Origin of the sequence: Prevotella sp. CAG:592 (assembly GCF_000436015.1) — a bacterium.
Classification (GTDB): domain Bacteria; phylum Bacteroidota; class Bacteroidia; order Bacteroidales; family Bacteroidaceae; genus Prevotella; species Prevotella pectinovora.
This window is the reverse complement of record NZ_FR892530.1, coordinates 1-15,290: the sequence shown is the minus strand read 5'-3', so window position 1 is coordinate 15,290 and position 15,290 is coordinate 1. Positions and strand designations below refer to the sequence as shown.

Below are 15,290 nucleotides of genomic sequence, written 5' to 3'. Positions count from 1 at the left end.
GGATAAGAAATGAATGAATTCATTTCGTTCTCCACTCGATTTGCATTACCTTTGCAAAAAGATTAAAAAGAAAACAGAATATGAAAATAGGAATTATCGTCGCCATGGACAAGGAGTTCGTACAGCTGAAGACTCTACTGAGCGACACCACGGTGGAAAGGTTCCACCACAAAGACTTCGTGACCGGACGCATCGGAGACAAAGAGATCATTCTACAGAAATGCGGCATAGGAAAGGTGAACAGTACTATCGGAGCGGTGGAGATGATTGACCGCTACGCTCCCGACCTCGTGATTTCTACCGGCGTGGCTGGTGGCGCCGACGTGGAAATGAACGTCACCGACGTGGTGGTGGGCACGGAATATGTATACCACGACGCTTACTGTGGCGACGAATGCGAATACGGACAGATTATCGGCATGCCGGCAAAATTCCAGGCTCCCAAGGAACTTGTGGAGAAAGCACTGGCGGCTGGCGGCGACACTCCGGTGCATGGCGGACTGATAGTGAGTGGAGAATGGTTCGTTGACAGCAAGGAGAAGATGGGGGGCATCTTGGAGCATTTCCCGAATGCAAAGGCTGTGGACATGGAGAGCTGCTCGATAGCACAGACATGCCACATATACCACGTGCCGTTCATCAGCTTCAGAATCATCAGCGACATACCGCTGAAGGACAACAAGGCTTCGCAGTATTTCGATTTCTGGGCGCGCCTCGCCGAGGGATCGTTCAACGTGACAAAGCATTTCCTGCAGAGCATCTGACAATCTGAATATATTCGTAAGGAGGATTGCCGCTATGACGGTGCCCCCCATGACAAAAGCAGAACTGAATATCCACAACAAAAAAATACAGTAAGCACTATGAAGAAGATTCCAAGTTTCACCATCAATCACGAACTGTTGCTGCCGGGCATCTACGTATCTCGCAAAGACGAGGTGGGCGGCGAAGTGGTAACGACATTCGACATTCGCATGAAGGCGCCTAACCGCGAACCGGCTCTACACGCCGGAGCGCTGCACACCATAGAGCATCTGGCCGCCACATATCTGCGCAATGACGAGGAGTGGAAAGACCGCATCATATATTGGGGACCGATGGGATGCCTCACCGGAAACTACCTGCTCATCCGCGGCGACTACGAATCGAAGGATATCGTGGAACTGATGAAACGCACGTTCCAGTTTGTTGCCGGATTCGAAGGTGACATACCTGGCGCTGCTCCTAAAGACTGCGGCAACTGGCTACTGCACGACCTGCCAATGGCACGCTGGGAATCGAAGAAATATCTCGAAACACTACGCAATATTAAGGAAGAGAACCTGGTGTATCCGCAGAACTAAACTGCTGCGGACATAAGGATAAAGCAAGTCAAACCATATCCTCAAACGGTCATTAGCCGTTTCAATGTAATTGTCAAATCAAAATACAATCAAGTCTGATGACCGTTGGGGGATAAAAAAACAAAAGCCCTGAGAGTGGTGAAGGCGATGCCAAGCTGGACTCCCGGCAAGATTAGCGGCAAACCTGTGAGAACGCAATTCGCACTGCCAATCACATTCAGACTCTAACAAGCTCCCCCTTTCATAGTATATCCCCAAATCAGTCATAAGGGCTGACACTTCACTAACGAGGTGTCAGCCCTTTGTTTTTATCCTAATGACCGATTTGGGGATTAATTACCCCACTCGCTTCATCTCTCTCCTCCACAGCAGGGTCTGGGCAACGCCTCTCATCGCCATATAGGCGAGGAAGGCAATCCAGAGGGCGTGGTTGGCAAGGGAGGAACGCAGGGAATAATACACCGTGAAGAACGTGGCTGCCGAGAAGAACATCGAGAGGAGCATGCCGCGGGTCTTGGTGCAGCCGATGAAGACTCCGTCCCAGATGAATGCCGCCATTCCCAAAAGCGGTACCAACGATGCCCAGAATGAATATCCATGGGCTGCTGCCACCACAGTATGGTCGTCGGTGAGCAACGACAGGAACGCGTCGCCTCCTATTATATATAATAAGGTGAATATCACGGTCATCGCTGCTCCCCACCCGAAGAGGTTGCGCACAGACTGCTGCAGTCCCGATCTGTTACCGGCACCGTAGTATTTGCCGCTTATCGCCTCGCCGGCATAGGCGAAACCGTCCATGAAATATGAGAATATCATATAAAACTGCATCAGCAGCGTGTTGACGGCAAGCACCGTCTCGCCCTGCCACGACCCGGCGGAAGTAAAGAAGAGCATCACGCTGATGAGACAGAGCGTGCGCAGGAAGATGTCGCGGTTTACTCCAAGAAAACCTTTCATCGAACGCCATGCGAAGAGGGCTTCTGACTGGAAATGCTTCCACAGTCTGCCATACGCCACTACCCACATCACCACTGCCATAAGGAATCCGGCATACTGAGCCACGAGGGTGCCGAGGGCTACGCCTTCCACCTTCATTCCCAATCCGAAGACAAGACCGAGACTCGCCACGATGTTGACCACATTCTGGGTTATCGCTATGACCATCGGCATTCGGGAATTCTGCATCCCGATAAACCATCCCGTGAGACTATAGAGACAGAGCATTGCCGGGGCGCCCCATATCAGAATGTCGAAATAAACTTCGGCAAACTCTCTCACTGCCGCAGAGGGCTGCATCACGCTGAGTGCCATCTGCCTCAATGGCACCTGCAGCAGTATCATCACCAACGCCACCGCCAGAGCCACTCCCACCGACCTGACAAGCAAGCGTACTGCCTCGGTGAGGTTGCGCTGTCCGAGAGCCTGTGATGTCATGCCGCTCGTTCCCATGCGGAGGAATCCGAACAGCCAATACATCACGTTGAATATCATTCCGCCCACGGCGATGGCGCCTATATATGCTGCCGAACCGAGGTGGCCCACTATCGCCACGTCGATGAGTCCGAGCAGAGGCACGGTGATGTTGCTCACGATGGCTGGCAGGGCGATATGGAGTATCCGTCTGTTGAGGTCTGTCATTTTCTTTTTTATTATTCTGTTGTTGGGATATGTGGCAATGTATGATGGATTTGAGGAATAGAATAAATTCGACGACCATCACTGGTATCCATCAAAAAGAGGCGTGCCGGAAGCTCTCTTCAAACTCCTTCACGCCTCTGTATATTTGATGCTGCCTTGACCTGGATAGGTCATCGGGGTATCAGCTGCGCTTTTCCTTTATGGGAAAACGCTTTATTCCTTGTTGGAACGCTTGCGCTCCAAGTGGTCGAGCAGTATCTTGCGCATACGCATGCTCTTCGGAGTCACCTCCACGAGCTCGTCGCACTTGATATATTCGAGAGCCTCTTCGAGAGAGAGCACCGTGCGTGGCACGATACGAGCCTTGTCGTCGGAACCGCTGGCACGCGTGTTGGTAAGCTGCTTTGCCTTGGTCACGTTCACCACGAGGTCGTTGTCGTGAACATGTTCGCCTACTACCTCTCCGCCGTATACTTCCTCACCCGGATCGATGAAGAACTTTCCGCGGTCTTGCAGCTTGTCGATAGAGTAAGCATAGGCCGTGCCGGTCTCCATGGCTATCATACTGCCGTTTACACGACGTGTGATTTCGCCCTTGAACGGCTGGTATTCCTTATAGCGGTGTGCCATGATGGCCTCGCCCTGTGAGGCGGTGAGCACGTTGGTACGCAGACCGATTATACCTCGCGACGGGATGTCGAACTCGATGTCAACGCGGTCGCCGAGGTTCTGCATGGATGTCATCTCTCCCTTGCGGCGTGTCACCATATCAATCATCTTGCTGGCGAATTCCTCCGGCACGTTGATGGTGAGCTCCTCGACAGGTTCGCATTTCACTCCGTCTATCTCCTTGTAGATAACCTGTGGCTGGCCCACCTGCAGCTCGTAGCCCTCGCGACGCATGGTCTCGATGAGTACCGAGAGATGCAGCACTCCTCGTCCGCTGACGATCCACTTGTCGGTGGAATCCTCAAAAGTAGCCACTCTCAGGGCGAGGTTCTTCTCCAGCTCCTTCTTCAGTCTGTCGCTGATGTGACGGCTGGTAACGAACTTTCCTTCGCGGCCGAAGAACGGTGAGTCGTTGATAGTGAAGAGCATACTCATGGTAGGCTCGTCGATGGCGATTGGAGGCAGTGGCTCAGGGTTCTCGAAGTCGCAGATGGTATCTCCGATCTCGAAATTCTCCAGACCTACCACGGCACAGATGTCGCCGCTCTTCACCTCTTCCGTCTTGGCATGTCCCATTCCCTCAAAGGTGTCGAGCTCCTTGATCTTGGTCTTCTCCATAGAACCGTCGCGGTGGGCGATGGTCACGTTCATACCGTCTTTCAGCGAACCGCGATGCACGCGGCCCACGGCGATACGGCCTGTATAGCTTGAATAGTCGAGACTGGTGATGAGCATCTGTGGTGTTCCGTCGAGCATCTTCGGAGCCGGTATCACCTCAACGATCTTGTCGAGCAGATACTCGATGTTGTCAGTTGGCTCCTTGTAGTCGGCGCTCATCCAGCCGTTCTTTGCACTTCCGTATACAACGGGGAAGTCGAGCTGGTCTTCTGTGGCATTGAGAGAGAACATCAGGTCGAACACCATCTCGTAAACCTCCTCCGGGCGACAGTTTGGCTTGTCCACCTTGTTTACCACCACGATTGGCTTGAGTCCTATCTGCAGGGCCTTCTGCAATACGAAACGTGTCTGTGGCATCGGTCCCTCGAAGGCATCGACGAGAAGCAGACATCCGTCTGCCATATTGAGCACACGCTCCACCTCACCACCGAAGTCGGAGTGTCCCGGAGTATCTATGATATTGATTTTTGTACCTTTCCAGTTAATTGAAACGTTCTTTGAGAGGATGGTGATACCACGCTCACGTTCCAAATCATTGTTATCCAACACTTGGCCGCTCAGGTCCTTTCCGTCACGGAAGAGGTTTCCGGCCAACATCATCTTGTCCACCAATGTAGTCTTACCATGGTCTACGTGGGCAATAATCGCAATGTTTCTGATATCTTGCATAATTTACCTTAATAATATGAGTGCAAAGGTAGTGTTTTTAATTTACATGACAAATAAGCGCATGCCATTTCTTTCATTTAGCAACAGATTATTAACACGACTCGTGCAATAATCAGTGTATCGGGGCGTTTATATAAAAAAGGTAAAACAAAAAAAACAAGTTACTATGAGAAGAATATTTCTTACCGCCATATCATTGGTTATCGGCGTCGTGGCAACAATGGCCCAGCCAAAGGCAGGCACTTTCTCCATAATCCCAAGACTGGGTGTGGCCATAGCCAAGGTGACGGGCGACAAGGTGTACACCAATCTCGCATCGGCATACGGCGATGCCACGCATTCGAACTACAAACCGGGACTGATGGCCGGAGTGGACTTCGAATACCAGTTCAGCGACATGCTGGCGGCATCCATAGGTGCGTACTACAGCAGACAGGGCGAAAGATTCGACGATGTAAAGGAGGCACACGACATGTCGACCAAGCAATGGAACGAAGTGAGAGACTGGAAACAACACCACGACTATGTGAATGTGCCGCTGATGGCAAGTGCATACGTGGCAGACAACCTCGCACTGAAAGTAGGCGTGCAGGTGGGATTCAACGTGGACGGAAAGATGGAATACACCGAAGCGAGCTTCGTGCGCGACCAGGCAGGCGTGGGCTCTACGGAGAGCGTGAAGAAGATAAAGGGTGACGTGAAACTGAAGAAAGTGGATTTTGCCATTCCCGTGGGCATATCATACGAATACATGAACGTGATTCTCGATGCGCGCTACAATATCGGACTGACAAAGGTCTACGACAACATAGATGGCAAGAACTCCGTGTTTACGTTTAGTGCCGGATACAGATTCTCTCTGTAAAAAAACGACAGGCGGCAAACGGCAGAATCCGCAAGCCATGGCGCAATACGTACGCATCAGTGACCAAAATGTAAAAGAATATTAAAATATCAAGATATTCAAGGCCTCTTGCTTTGTAAACAAAATAATATTCTTACCTTTGCACCCGCTTTATGCAAATATAAATAACAATTTTAACAAAATCAAAACAATGTATTTAGATCAAGCTAAAAAACAAGAGATCTTTGGACAGTACGGAAAGTCTAACTCTGATACTGGTTCAGCTGAGAGCCAGATAGCATTGTTCTCATACCGTATTTCCCACTTGACGGAGCACCTGAAGAAAAACCGTAAAGATCATACTACCGCAAGGTCTCTGACCAAATTGGTAGGTAAGCGTCGTGCATTGCTCGATTATCTCTACGACCGCGACATTGAGCGCTATCGTACTATAATCAAGGCTCTCGGTCTGCGTCGATAATCATCACGCTGCTGAATGCACAAAAAAGGACTAATCCCGATCGGCAACATGCCTGTCGGGATTTTTTGTTGCCACTACATAACATTTGCTGTCGTCGCCATAGCGCTTTATGATGAACAGAAAACACAAAAATATACATTTATATAGCATTTTTCATACTAAAAGTTATGTAATTAGAAAAAAAAGATTAACTTTGCACCATATTTCACAATATTTAAAGGAGGAAACGGCAGTTTTATTCACAAAAATATAGAAATAACGAATTAGATTTATTAATACGGTTATGAAAAAGTTCTTAATTATGCTGGCTATAGCCGGCGTTTCCCTGACCTCAATGGCACAGGAAACAGAAACTACAACAGAAAAGTATAGCGTAGCAACTAACTCTTTCTGGAGTAATTGGTTCGTACAGGGTGGAGTGCAGTGGACTGCGTTCTATTCTTCACTCGAGCATGGTTTCGACACATCAAACAACCCTCTCAAGAGTTTCCGCTCTAACCCACAGGCTTCTGTAGCTATCGGTAAGTGGTTCACTCCTGGTCTCGGACTCCGCACAAAGGTGTCTGGCATCTGGGGTAAGGCAAATGGCGACAGCTTCAAATACTGGAACGCACAGGAGCAGGTGCTCTTCAACCTGAGCAACATGTTCTGCGGCTACAACCCTAAGCGTGTCTACAACTGTATTCCATTCGCTGGTGCAGGCTTTGCACGCAACATGAGCTCTGACATGTATGCAATGGGTATGAGCATCGGTTTGCTCAACGAGTTCAACATCAACAAGCGCGTTGCCATCAACCTCGAGTTGGGTTGGAACCGTCTGGAGAACGACTTCTACTCAGAGGGACACGCAAACAACGGTCCTCGCGGATGGGATTCTCACGACAACTACCTCTATGCTGAGCTCGGTCTCACTCTCAACATCGGCAAGACCGGTTGGGCTAAGGTGCCAGATGTTGACGCTATCAAGGCTCTCTCTCAGTCACAGATCGACGCTCTCAACGCTCAGCTCGCTGACTCTAAGTCAGAGAACGAACGTCTGAAGGCTATGCTGAACGAGAAACCAAAGGAGGTTGCAATGCCTGAGTCTATCAAGCAGTTCATCACTACTCCGGTATCTGTATTCTTCAACATCGGCAAGACAGACGTTGCCAATCCTAAGGACCTCGTCAACGTTGAGGCTCTTGCTAAGTACGCCAAGACTAACAACTCTAAGATCATGGTTACAGGTTTCGCCGACAGCGCAACAGGTACTCCTCAGATCAACCAGAAGCTCTCTGTTAAGCGTGCTGAAATCGTTAAGGGCGAGCTTATCAAGATGGGTGTACCTGCTGACAACATCTCAACTCAGGCTCACGGTGGTGTAGAAACACTCTCACCAATCTCATTCAACCGTCGTGCAACAGTTCAGATCACAGAGCAGTAATCTGCTCGTCTGAAAATCATAAATTAACAGGAAGCCTTCCGTCTCATCGCAGACGGGAGGCTTCTTTCGTTTTTTATAAATACAGCCATGACTACAACCAAAAGGAGTCTGCTCTTATGGTGCTTTTTGCATCTCCTTTGCTAACGTTCATTACATGAAACATTGTGGGTACGTTTTTGGCTCTGATTATGCCCAACCGGGGCAAGCTGCTTACCCAACCGGGGCAAGCAGCGTTCCCAACATGGGCAAGCACCGTTCCCATTTCTTGAAGTTTTTGCTATCCTTGTCAAGGATCCGACCAGCCTGTTTGGAAAACAAATACCAACCATAAAAATGTCTGCCCTTATGTAGCCCTGCAATAGGTTTTCCGGAGAGCAATAAAAATAAATCTGATGCAGATTACCGAACTTTTTAAGTACGAATAATCCAAGATACGACACGTTCAATCCAAAATACATACAAACGGAACATTTACCATTTTTTTTGTATTGTTAATTTTCGTACATTTGTAGATGTGAAAAAGAAATGTGCAAGACAGTTGTACTGCACAGAAAAATTAATCTAACGAGAGTTCATTTAAAACAAATAGCTTATGTCTCAGAACAGAACAGTAATCCAAGGTCTCGAACCAGACAACGGACAGGGTGGAAACAACATGAACAGCGGACTTGGCAACAGCTTCTATTCCAGAAGCGGACGCCAGGCAGCAAGAGGCACCGTGGTGCCGGGAATGATGGGCAACGAAACACAGCAGCCAGGCAACAACGCCGGAGAACAGCCACAACAAAGACAGCGCACCATACAGCCAGGAAAACCGGTTGTAGGATTCCTGTACTCTGTTTCCAGAACAGCTGCAGGAGAGTTCTGGCCTCTGCAGATTGGCCGAAACACTATCGGACAAAGCGCAGACTGCGACATACAGCTCGCCGAAGGCACCGTGTCGGGCAACCATGCCGTAATCGTGGTGAGACAGCAGGAGGGCAAAGGCGTGATAGCTTCTATCAAAGACCCGGAATCCACCAACGGAACAAGACTCAACGGAACACAGCTCGGATTCGACGCTGAAGCCTGCCACAACGGCGACATCATAACAATAGGCAACAACTACGAACTGCTGCTCATCCTCATCGATGCAGAGAAGGCAAACCTGAGAGTGAACCCTAACTTCATCGCCGTGGCAACGGAGGAGGACAGCGACGAATTCGGTGACGTGCCGCCATTCCGCAACGGACAGACACGCACCGAAGCCTACGACCCATACGGCAACAGCGGATACAAACCTACAAACGGCACTGTAGGAATGGACGGATCTATCGATCCTAACCACGGCGGAACAATCTCCATGTGATGCAACCTAAGAAGACCGTATTAAAACGTGGTGCATACATATACCTCTTTGCCGAAGGGGTGTGGTACTGCTATAACCCGGCAGAGATGCCATTGGGCAGCGGCGCTATGGGCGACGTGTATCTTGGCTTCAGATGCGACGACGGAGTGAAGGTGGCGATAAAGAGAGTGAAAGACTATTTCGCCAACAACCCCATGATAAGGCAAAGGGCACGTCAGGAGGCTTCACTCGCCTTCAGACACCCTAACCTCGTGGAGATGCTCGGATACTGCGAATATGCCCCCGACCGCGGACCCATCTGGATTATAAGCAAATATGTGCAGGGAGACGACGCTGACAAATATGTAGCGGCATTCCCCAACACTCACAACCGCGCCGAGAAAATCTGCCGGCTGATAATGCCGGTGATGGACGCCCTGGCATACATACACCAGAAGGGAGTGGTACACCGCGACATAAAGCCGTCGAACATCATGGTGGAAAACGGCAACAACGTGCGACTCATGGACCTGGGAATATCAAGGGTGAATGGCGGCAACAAGTTCTCGCAATACGGATTTATCGGCACACCGCAATATTCATCGCCCGAACAGATAAAGAGGGACGAGAGTTCGGGTGCCGAGAGCATAAACGGCCGCAGCGACATCTATGAGCTGGGCATCACGCTATACGAGCTGATAACCGGCAGCAACCCCATGGACAAGGGAAACGACACGGAGACGCTTGCGGCACAGATATCCGAGAAGCTGCCGCCCAGCGACAAGATACCGCCGCAGCTCATGCGGGTGATATGGAAAGCAACAGAGAAGGACCAGATGAAGAGGTTCCAGACAGTGAAAGAATTCAAGCAAGCAATAACGATGGCTCTCACCTACCAGCCTACAACGATGGAGAAGACAATGGAATGGGCAAAGCGGAACAAGGCTCTTGCCGCGATAATGGTCTTCCTCGCCATCTGCGCTATGGCAATGGTCATCGTTTTACCGTTCATCATAAATCAACAATAATGGATCTGCAGAAGATATATTCAGACAGCTCTGCCGACGTCATCGCATTTGCTGAAAGCCGCATCGGAGGAAGACGCGAAAACCAGGACTCGTTCGGATGGAACGACACGAGGCTGGGATACCTCGTCACCGTTTGCGACGGCATGGGAGGCGGACCGGGCGGAAAGACTGCATCCACGATTGCCGTGAAGGAAATCGTAGACTCCATAACGGATGCCTCGGAGAAAGACGACCCGAAGACAGTGGTTGCCGATGCCGTGAGAAGAGCCAACGACGCCATTATAGAGGCCGGCAAGCAGACGCCACAACTCAAGGGAATGGGCTCCACGGCGACGGTGCTCCTAATCGGCAAGCAGTCGGCAATCGTGGCTCATGTGGGCGACAGCCGCATATACCAGCTGAGGAGAGGAAGGAAGGTGTTCCGCACATTCGACCACTCCATGGTGTTCGAGATGGTGAAGCAGAAAGTGATAACAGAGGAGCAGGCACGCCTCTCTGCACAGTCTAACATCATAACGAGGGCTCTCGGCGCCGCCGAAACGGTGGATGTTGAAATTGCCGAGGTGGCGTATGAGAAGGGCGACCGCTTCATGCTCTGCTCCGACGGCATACACGGCACGATGCCTGAGAAGGAACTGTTGAAGCTGGTGTCGAAAAGAAGCGTAAGCCTCGCCACCGTGACCGACGACATCGCCACCCACGTGGACAATCTGGGACACAACGCCGGAGGCGGACACGACAATCTTACGCTTGCCCTCGTAGAAACAAGAAAGTACTCTAAACTAACTCCAAAGATGACCAAAGCAGCAAGAATAATCATCGCCGTAATGCTCGTGGGACTCACGGCAAGCATCATGACAAACGTGATGCAATATCGCACCGCCAATGCGGCAACCAAGGCAACCGCCGACAGCATTGCATTATACAAAGACTCCGTGAAGAAAAGCCAGGCCGCAGTGGCTACCCTCACCGACTCCATCAAGAAAATAACTAAAAACAAATAATTCTGACTATGAAAGTATATTCTATTGGAAGAGAGACAGGATGCGACATCGTTATCAACGACAGCACCGATGTCATAAGCCGCCGACATGCCATCCTCAACGTCACGTCGATGGGAAAGATGACGATTGTTGACCAGAGCCATAACGGCACCTATGTCAACGGCATCAGGATAGCGCCCAATGTGCCGGTGCCGGTAACACGCAAAGACAGCGTATCGTTCGCCCACGTGGCACGCCTCGACTGGAACCGCGTGCCAAAGAGCGGCGAGGCAATAAAGTATGCCATCATAGCAGTAGTGGCGCTTGCAGTCATTGCCATAGCCGGATTCGGCATTAAGGCGGCAATGGGAGGCGGCAACTCTGCCGGAACGCAGGAGAAACCTGCTGCCGTGGCTGACACCACGAAGACCCAGAAAGACGAGGACAAGCAGAAGGAAGAGAAAGCCGAAAGCAAGGACGACAACATGAAGGACGAGCAGAAGGCTGACAAGAAACAGACAAAGAAGGACAACAAGCAACAGGCAAAAGACGACAAGCAGCAGAAGAAAAACGACTCAAAGGCTGCCGACGCCGCAAAGAAGGACAAGCAGCAGAAAAAGAACGACACTCCGAGTGAAGACAACGCCAAGAAGTCTGCCGGACTGAGAATCTGATGCCAGGCAACTGTCAATAGTATACATATTATTATATAATCAATAAAAAGAACGCTACACTATGAGAATATTGAAAATAGGACGCGACGCAAGTTGTGATATCGTCATACAGAGCCCGATGGTAAGCTCGGTACACGCTGAACTGACACTGCTCGACAGCGGTGACATGATGATAGAAGACAGAGGCAGCCACAACGGCACCTTCGTGATGGGACAGCAGATAAAGCCTGGCACACCGGCAAAGGTGACACGTGGCGACAAGATAACGTTCGGCAACGTGGACCTGCAGTGGAACCAGGTACCGATGCCTGAGGACAACTCGGCATACAAGGGCATCTACGGCATCGGAAGCCATTTCAACAACGACATACAGGTGACGGGAGCCACGGTGAGCCGCTATCACGCCACAGTGAAACAGGGACGCGACGGAAAGTTCTATATCTTCGACCACAGCAAGAACGGAACGACCGTTGACGGTGTGCGCATACCGAAGGACACGCCATACCGCATCAAGAAGAAGAGCGCCGTGGTCTGCGGCGGAGTGCCGGTGAACCTCGCCACACAGTTGCCATGGCCAAGCGAGTCGTGGAAATATATCGTGGGAGCAGTGGCAGGACTGGTAGTCCTCGTCGGAGTAGGATTCGGACTGATGAAACTCATCGGTGGCGGATTCGGCGGAGGCAAGGAGTATAGCGACGAAGAGCTGTATGCACGCTACAACACTTCCATAGCCATGATAATCGGAAACAACCACCTGGAGGTGACATGCGGCGACCTCGACCTTGCTGCGTCGGCCGGAATACCGACAAAATGGGTTCCCATCAGCAGAGCCACTTCCATCTCACAGGAAGAGATAAACAGCATCAACTACAAGTCGTGGGCAAACAAGGCCGTAGTGCTCGTCACTGCAAACTACTACTTCGTGGGTGCTGAGGACATATCCGCCATACAGGAGTACATCCTCAACCGCACAAGTTTCGCCACGGGATTCTTCGTGTCGCAGGACGGACAGCTCGTCACCAATCTGCATGTCGTGAAGCCTTGGCTCTTCGACACGTCGGTAAGCGAACTTGAAATGAAGATAAAGACACAGCTCTCGGCAATGGCTACAAACAAAGAGTTCATGAACAACATACAGATGAAGTCTGCCGACGGTCTGCAGGCATACACCACCATGGTGAAAGTAACCGGCGTGAACGATGGCATCAGCATCATCCCACAGGCCAAGTATTTCTCAGTGGAGAACCTCATCCGATGCAGAGTGCTCTCTGCCGGCGACGACACGAATGTGGACGTGGCTCTCATACAGTCTGACAAGGGTGAACTGCCTCACGGCAGCACATTCATCAACCTGAAGGACTCTATGGACGTGAACGACAACGACCTCACCGTAGGCACACACATCTACACCATCGGTTTCCCATTCGGAATCAGTCTTCAGAAGACCGACTCTGAAAAAGGCATACAGGTGCTGGCACGTGGCGGAAGCATCACACAGATGCCTACAGAGTTCAGCTTCGGATTCGACGCCGCATCCTTCGGAGGTGCCAGCGGATCTCCTATCTTCAACAAGAAGGGAATGCTCGTAGGAGTGCTCAACTCCGGAGTATCGGTATCCCAGGGCTTCAACTATGGCATAAAGGCGAAATTCGTGAAGGAGCTCGTGGAGAACCCTCACGTGGTGAAATAGGCCCCTAACGGTAATTCGGCTGTTATAATACTGGCTCTGGCAGTAGACAAGTAGACAAGATACGAGTAAACAAGGAGGAAACTATAAAGATGACAAACATGAAGAAGATAATAATGTCGATAATGATGACGGCGATATGCACAATCGCATCTGCCGCCATCACACAGAAGATATACCTCAAGAACGGTTCGGTGCTCAGCGGCTTCATTGCCCATCAGGAAAAGGACGGATACATGGAGGTGAGCACCGACGAGGCAATCATCTGCATCAGCGCTTCTGACATCACGGTGAAGGAAGTGACACGAAAGGAAAGCCAGCTCGACAAGGCATGGCGCAAATGGGCAAAAGACAATGATGCGCTCATGGGCTACGGCAACGACAAGTCTTTCACTCTCTGCAACATCTCTGCCGGAGTGGATGTCAACGACTCGATAGCCAGCGAACCGGACGAACTCGACTTCGAGGAGCGTCTGGCTGAGGATGGCAAGACATTCAACAACGTGCGCATCCTGGAACGTGGCATGAAGGTAAGATTCCTGCAGCTCGCTCCCGACAGCTATATTCTGAGATGGGACGAGATAGACCGCATAGAGGGTGTGCGCAGCGCAAAGAATGCTCTCTCGGGACTCAAGCGCACTTACATGCTGAAGTCGGGCAGAACGGTAGAAGGTGAATATGCCGGTGAATCATTCGAGACGGTAAGCGTGTTCAAAAGCGACGGTACGGTGGAGACAATGCCCTTCGGCGACATCAAGACACTGAAGATTTCTGCCGTCAACCCCAACCAGGACATCTCCGAACAGAGTCCGCTGCGCGATGTGGTGACACTGACCAACAACCGCACGAGACGCGGAATCATCGTGGAGCAGTATAACGGAGGACCGGCAAGCGCCAACTACATCAAGATGCGCAACTCGAATGGTGTGGAAGAGAAGATAATGACCAGCAACATCGAGTCTATCGGCAAGGAGAAGAACACGGCTTACAATCCTCTGTTCGACATTCTCCTGAAGCCGGGCGAAGTGATGGTAAACAGGGAAAAGGCTGAATTCGTGAATGTCACGGAAAAGGACGATGCCCTCGTTCTCGACTCGATACCGGAAAAGGTCATCAGACTGAAGTCTAAAAGTGGCATGGCGACATTCGACGTGGAATACAACGGTGACGTGAAAGCCGAAATGTTCCAGGTGGTGACGCTGACAAAGAAAACCGTCAAGAAGGTTGATGTATACAGCTTCACCTACAAAGACCTCGCACGCTCCACATTCCAGCCCAAGAAAGAAGAAACAAGCATGAACGGCACGAAGAAAGTGACATTCAGCGTTCCTGCAAATGCTGTCTTCGCCATATACTATTCCGCTTCAAACCGAGCCATACCTATCATAACTGAATAACAGACATATCCCGGCGGCAATAAATGACTCTATTGTCCGTAATGGATACTGAGTGAGAAGCGAACAGTAACCAGTGCCTATAGCCGTATGTCGCCCCAAAGGCGGCATCCGGCTAATGCTGGTTAAAAAGAACTCTCCATTAAACGGTTTGATGACCGTTGAGGTAAAAAGGTCTGATGACCACTTTGGGGCAATGCTCCGACAACTAAAGTAACGAAGAAAAAAGCTAAAAACAAAGAACCGATGTTCCCTATATTCTCCAAGACAATCAGCCTACACGGAGCTGCCAACTCCATGCAGGGCGGACGAAAAGAAAACCAAGACGACCTGGGATTCATAGACACGCCGCTTGGCTTCCTCTTCGTGGTCTGCGACGGAATGGGTGGCGGACCGGGAGGCAAGACCGCCTCTGCGATAGCCAAACAGGAGATTGCCAGACATCTGAA

Annotated in this window: 14 protein-coding genes and 1 pseudogene; 13 read left to right on the top strand and 2 right to left on the bottom strand. The window is 50.7% G+C overall.

The window, feature by feature from the left end; genetic code table 11:
- Positions 1-80 precede the first annotated feature (80 nt).
- From QVO99_RS02945 to QVO99_RS02935, 3 genes are all read left to right on the top strand, one after another.
- Positions 81-764 (top strand): 5'-methylthioadenosine/adenosylhomocysteine nucleosidase, encoded by a 684-nt coding sequence (locus QVO99_RS02945; RefSeq protein WP_022316099.1) that lies wholly within the window; start codon positions 81-83, stop codon positions 762-764.
- Positions 765-863: 99 nt separating this feature from the next.
- Entirely contained in the window at positions 864-1,343 is a 480-nt protein-coding gene (locus tag QVO99_RS02940; protein ID WP_022316098.1) for an S-ribosylhomocysteine lyase, read from the top strand.
- Between the two features lie 105 nt (positions 1,344-1,448).
- Positions 1,449-1,571, top strand: coding sequence for a hypothetical protein (locus QVO99_RS02935; RefSeq protein WP_288176897.1), 123 nt, complete (start codon positions 1,449-1,451; stop codon positions 1,569-1,571).
- Positions 1,572-1,679: 108 nt separating this feature from the next.
- On the opposite strand, the gene QVO99_RS02930 is transcribed toward QVO99_RS02935, so the two are convergent.
- Both QVO99_RS02930 and typA read right to left on the bottom strand, forming a co-directional pair.
- Complete coding sequence (locus QVO99_RS02930) at positions 1,680-2,984, bottom strand: MATE family efflux transporter (protein ID WP_022316097.1); 1,305 nt, start codon at positions 2,982-2,984, stop codon at positions 1,680-1,682.
- A gap of 213 nt (positions 2,985-3,197) precedes the next feature.
- Positions 3,198-5,000, bottom strand: a complete 1,803-nt coding sequence (gene typA, locus QVO99_RS02925; protein WP_022316096.1) for a translational GTPase TypA — start codon at positions 4,998-5,000, stop codon at positions 3,198-3,200.
- Positions 5,001-5,166: 166 nt separating this feature from the next.
- Between typA and QVO99_RS02920 the strand changes: the two genes are divergently transcribed.
- From QVO99_RS02920 to QVO99_RS02875, 10 genes and pseudogenes are all read left to right on the top strand, one after another.
- Positions 5,167-5,865 carry a porin family protein gene (locus QVO99_RS02920; RefSeq protein WP_022316095.1) on the top strand — a complete coding sequence of 233 codons (699 nt, stop codon included), beginning with the start codon at positions 5,167-5,169 and terminating at the stop codon, positions 5,863-5,865.
- 190 nt (positions 5,866-6,055) lie between these two features.
- Positions 6,056-6,325 carry a 30S ribosomal protein S15 gene (gene rpsO, locus QVO99_RS02915; protein ID WP_022316094.1) on the top strand — a complete coding sequence of 90 codons (270 nt, stop codon included), beginning with the start codon at positions 6,056-6,058 and terminating at the stop codon, positions 6,323-6,325.
- A 283-nt stretch (positions 6,326-6,608) separates the two neighbouring features.
- A complete protein-coding gene (locus QVO99_RS02910; RefSeq protein WP_022316092.1) occupies positions 6,609-7,748 on the top strand; it encodes an OmpA family protein in 1,140 nt (379 codons plus the stop codon).
- Between the two features lie 592 nt (positions 7,749-8,340).
- Positions 8,341-9,096 (top strand): FHA domain-containing protein, encoded by a 756-nt coding sequence (locus tag QVO99_RS02905; RefSeq protein ID WP_022316090.1) that lies wholly within the window; start codon positions 8,341-8,343, stop codon positions 9,094-9,096.
- On the top strand, positions 9,096-10,103 hold the full coding sequence (locus QVO99_RS02900; protein ID WP_022316089.1) for a serine/threonine protein kinase: 1,008 nt from the start codon (positions 9,096-9,098) through the stop codon (positions 10,101-10,103). Before QVO99_RS02905 ends, QVO99_RS02900 begins: the two co-directional genes overlap by 1 nt.
- Entirely contained in the window at positions 10,103-11,107 is a 1,005-nt protein-coding gene (locus QVO99_RS02895; RefSeq protein ID WP_022316088.1) for a PP2C family protein-serine/threonine phosphatase, read from the top strand. Before QVO99_RS02900 ends, QVO99_RS02895 begins: the two co-directional genes overlap by 1 nt.
- An 8-nt stretch (positions 11,108-11,115) precedes the next feature.
- Positions 11,116-11,760, top strand: a complete 645-nt coding sequence (locus QVO99_RS02890; protein ID WP_022316087.1) for an FHA domain-containing protein — start codon at positions 11,116-11,118, stop codon at positions 11,758-11,760.
- Positions 11,761-11,821: 61 nt separating this feature from the next.
- Complete coding sequence (locus QVO99_RS02885) at positions 11,822-13,450, top strand: FHA domain-containing protein (protein ID WP_022316086.1); 1,629 nt, start codon at positions 11,822-11,824, stop codon at positions 13,448-13,450.
- A 98-nt stretch (positions 13,451-13,548) separates the two neighbouring features.
- The gene (locus tag QVO99_RS02880; protein WP_022316085.1) at positions 13,549-14,844 is read left to right on the top strand and encodes a hypothetical protein; all 1,296 of its coding nucleotides are present in this window, start codon (positions 13,549-13,551) and stop codon (positions 14,842-14,844) included.
- 243 nt (positions 14,845-15,087) lie between these two features.
- Positions 15,088-15,290, top strand: a pseudogene (locus QVO99_RS02875) (PP2C family protein-serine/threonine phosphatase); the annotation flags it as partial.

What these genes read in the sequence shown, in the direction of transcription:
- QVO99_RS02945 (WP_022316099.1), top strand. Translation starts at nt 81, where the DNA reads ATGAAAATAGGAATTATCGTCGCCATGGACAAGGAGTTCGTACAGCTG.
- QVO99_RS02940 (WP_022316098.1), top strand. Translation starts at nt 864, where the DNA reads ATGAAGAAGATTCCAAGTTTCACCATCAATCACGAACTGTTGCTGCCG.
- QVO99_RS02930 (WP_022316097.1), bottom strand. Translation starts at nt 2,984, where the DNA reads ATGACAGACCTCAACAGACGGATACTCCATATCGCCCTGCCAGCCATC.
- typA (WP_022316096.1), bottom strand. Translation starts at nt 5,000, where the DNA reads ATGCAAGATATCAGAAACATTGCGATTATTGCCCACGTAGACCATGGT.
- QVO99_RS02920 (WP_022316095.1), top strand. Translation starts at nt 5,167, where the DNA reads ATGAGAAGAATATTTCTTACCGCCATATCATTGGTTATCGGCGTCGTG.
- rpsO (WP_022316094.1), top strand. Translation starts at nt 6,056, where the DNA reads ATGTATTTAGATCAAGCTAAAAAACAAGAGATCTTTGGACAGTACGGA.
- QVO99_RS02910 (WP_022316092.1), top strand. Translation starts at nt 6,609, where the DNA reads ATGAAAAAGTTCTTAATTATGCTGGCTATAGCCGGCGTTTCCCTGACC.
- QVO99_RS02905 (WP_022316090.1), top strand. Translation starts at nt 8,341, where the DNA reads ATGTCTCAGAACAGAACAGTAATCCAAGGTCTCGAACCAGACAACGGA.
- QVO99_RS02900 (WP_022316089.1), top strand. Translation starts at nt 9,096, where the DNA reads ATGCAACCTAAGAAGACCGTATTAAAACGTGGTGCATACATATACCTC.
- QVO99_RS02895 (WP_022316088.1), top strand. Translation starts at nt 10,103, where the DNA reads ATGGATCTGCAGAAGATATATTCAGACAGCTCTGCCGACGTCATCGCA.
- QVO99_RS02890 (WP_022316087.1), top strand. Translation starts at nt 11,116, where the DNA reads ATGAAAGTATATTCTATTGGAAGAGAGACAGGATGCGACATCGTTATC.
- QVO99_RS02885 (WP_022316086.1), top strand. Translation starts at nt 11,822, where the DNA reads ATGAGAATATTGAAAATAGGACGCGACGCAAGTTGTGATATCGTCATA.
- QVO99_RS02880 (WP_022316085.1), top strand. Translation starts at nt 13,549, where the DNA reads ATGAAGAAGATAATAATGTCGATAATGATGACGGCGATATGCACAATC.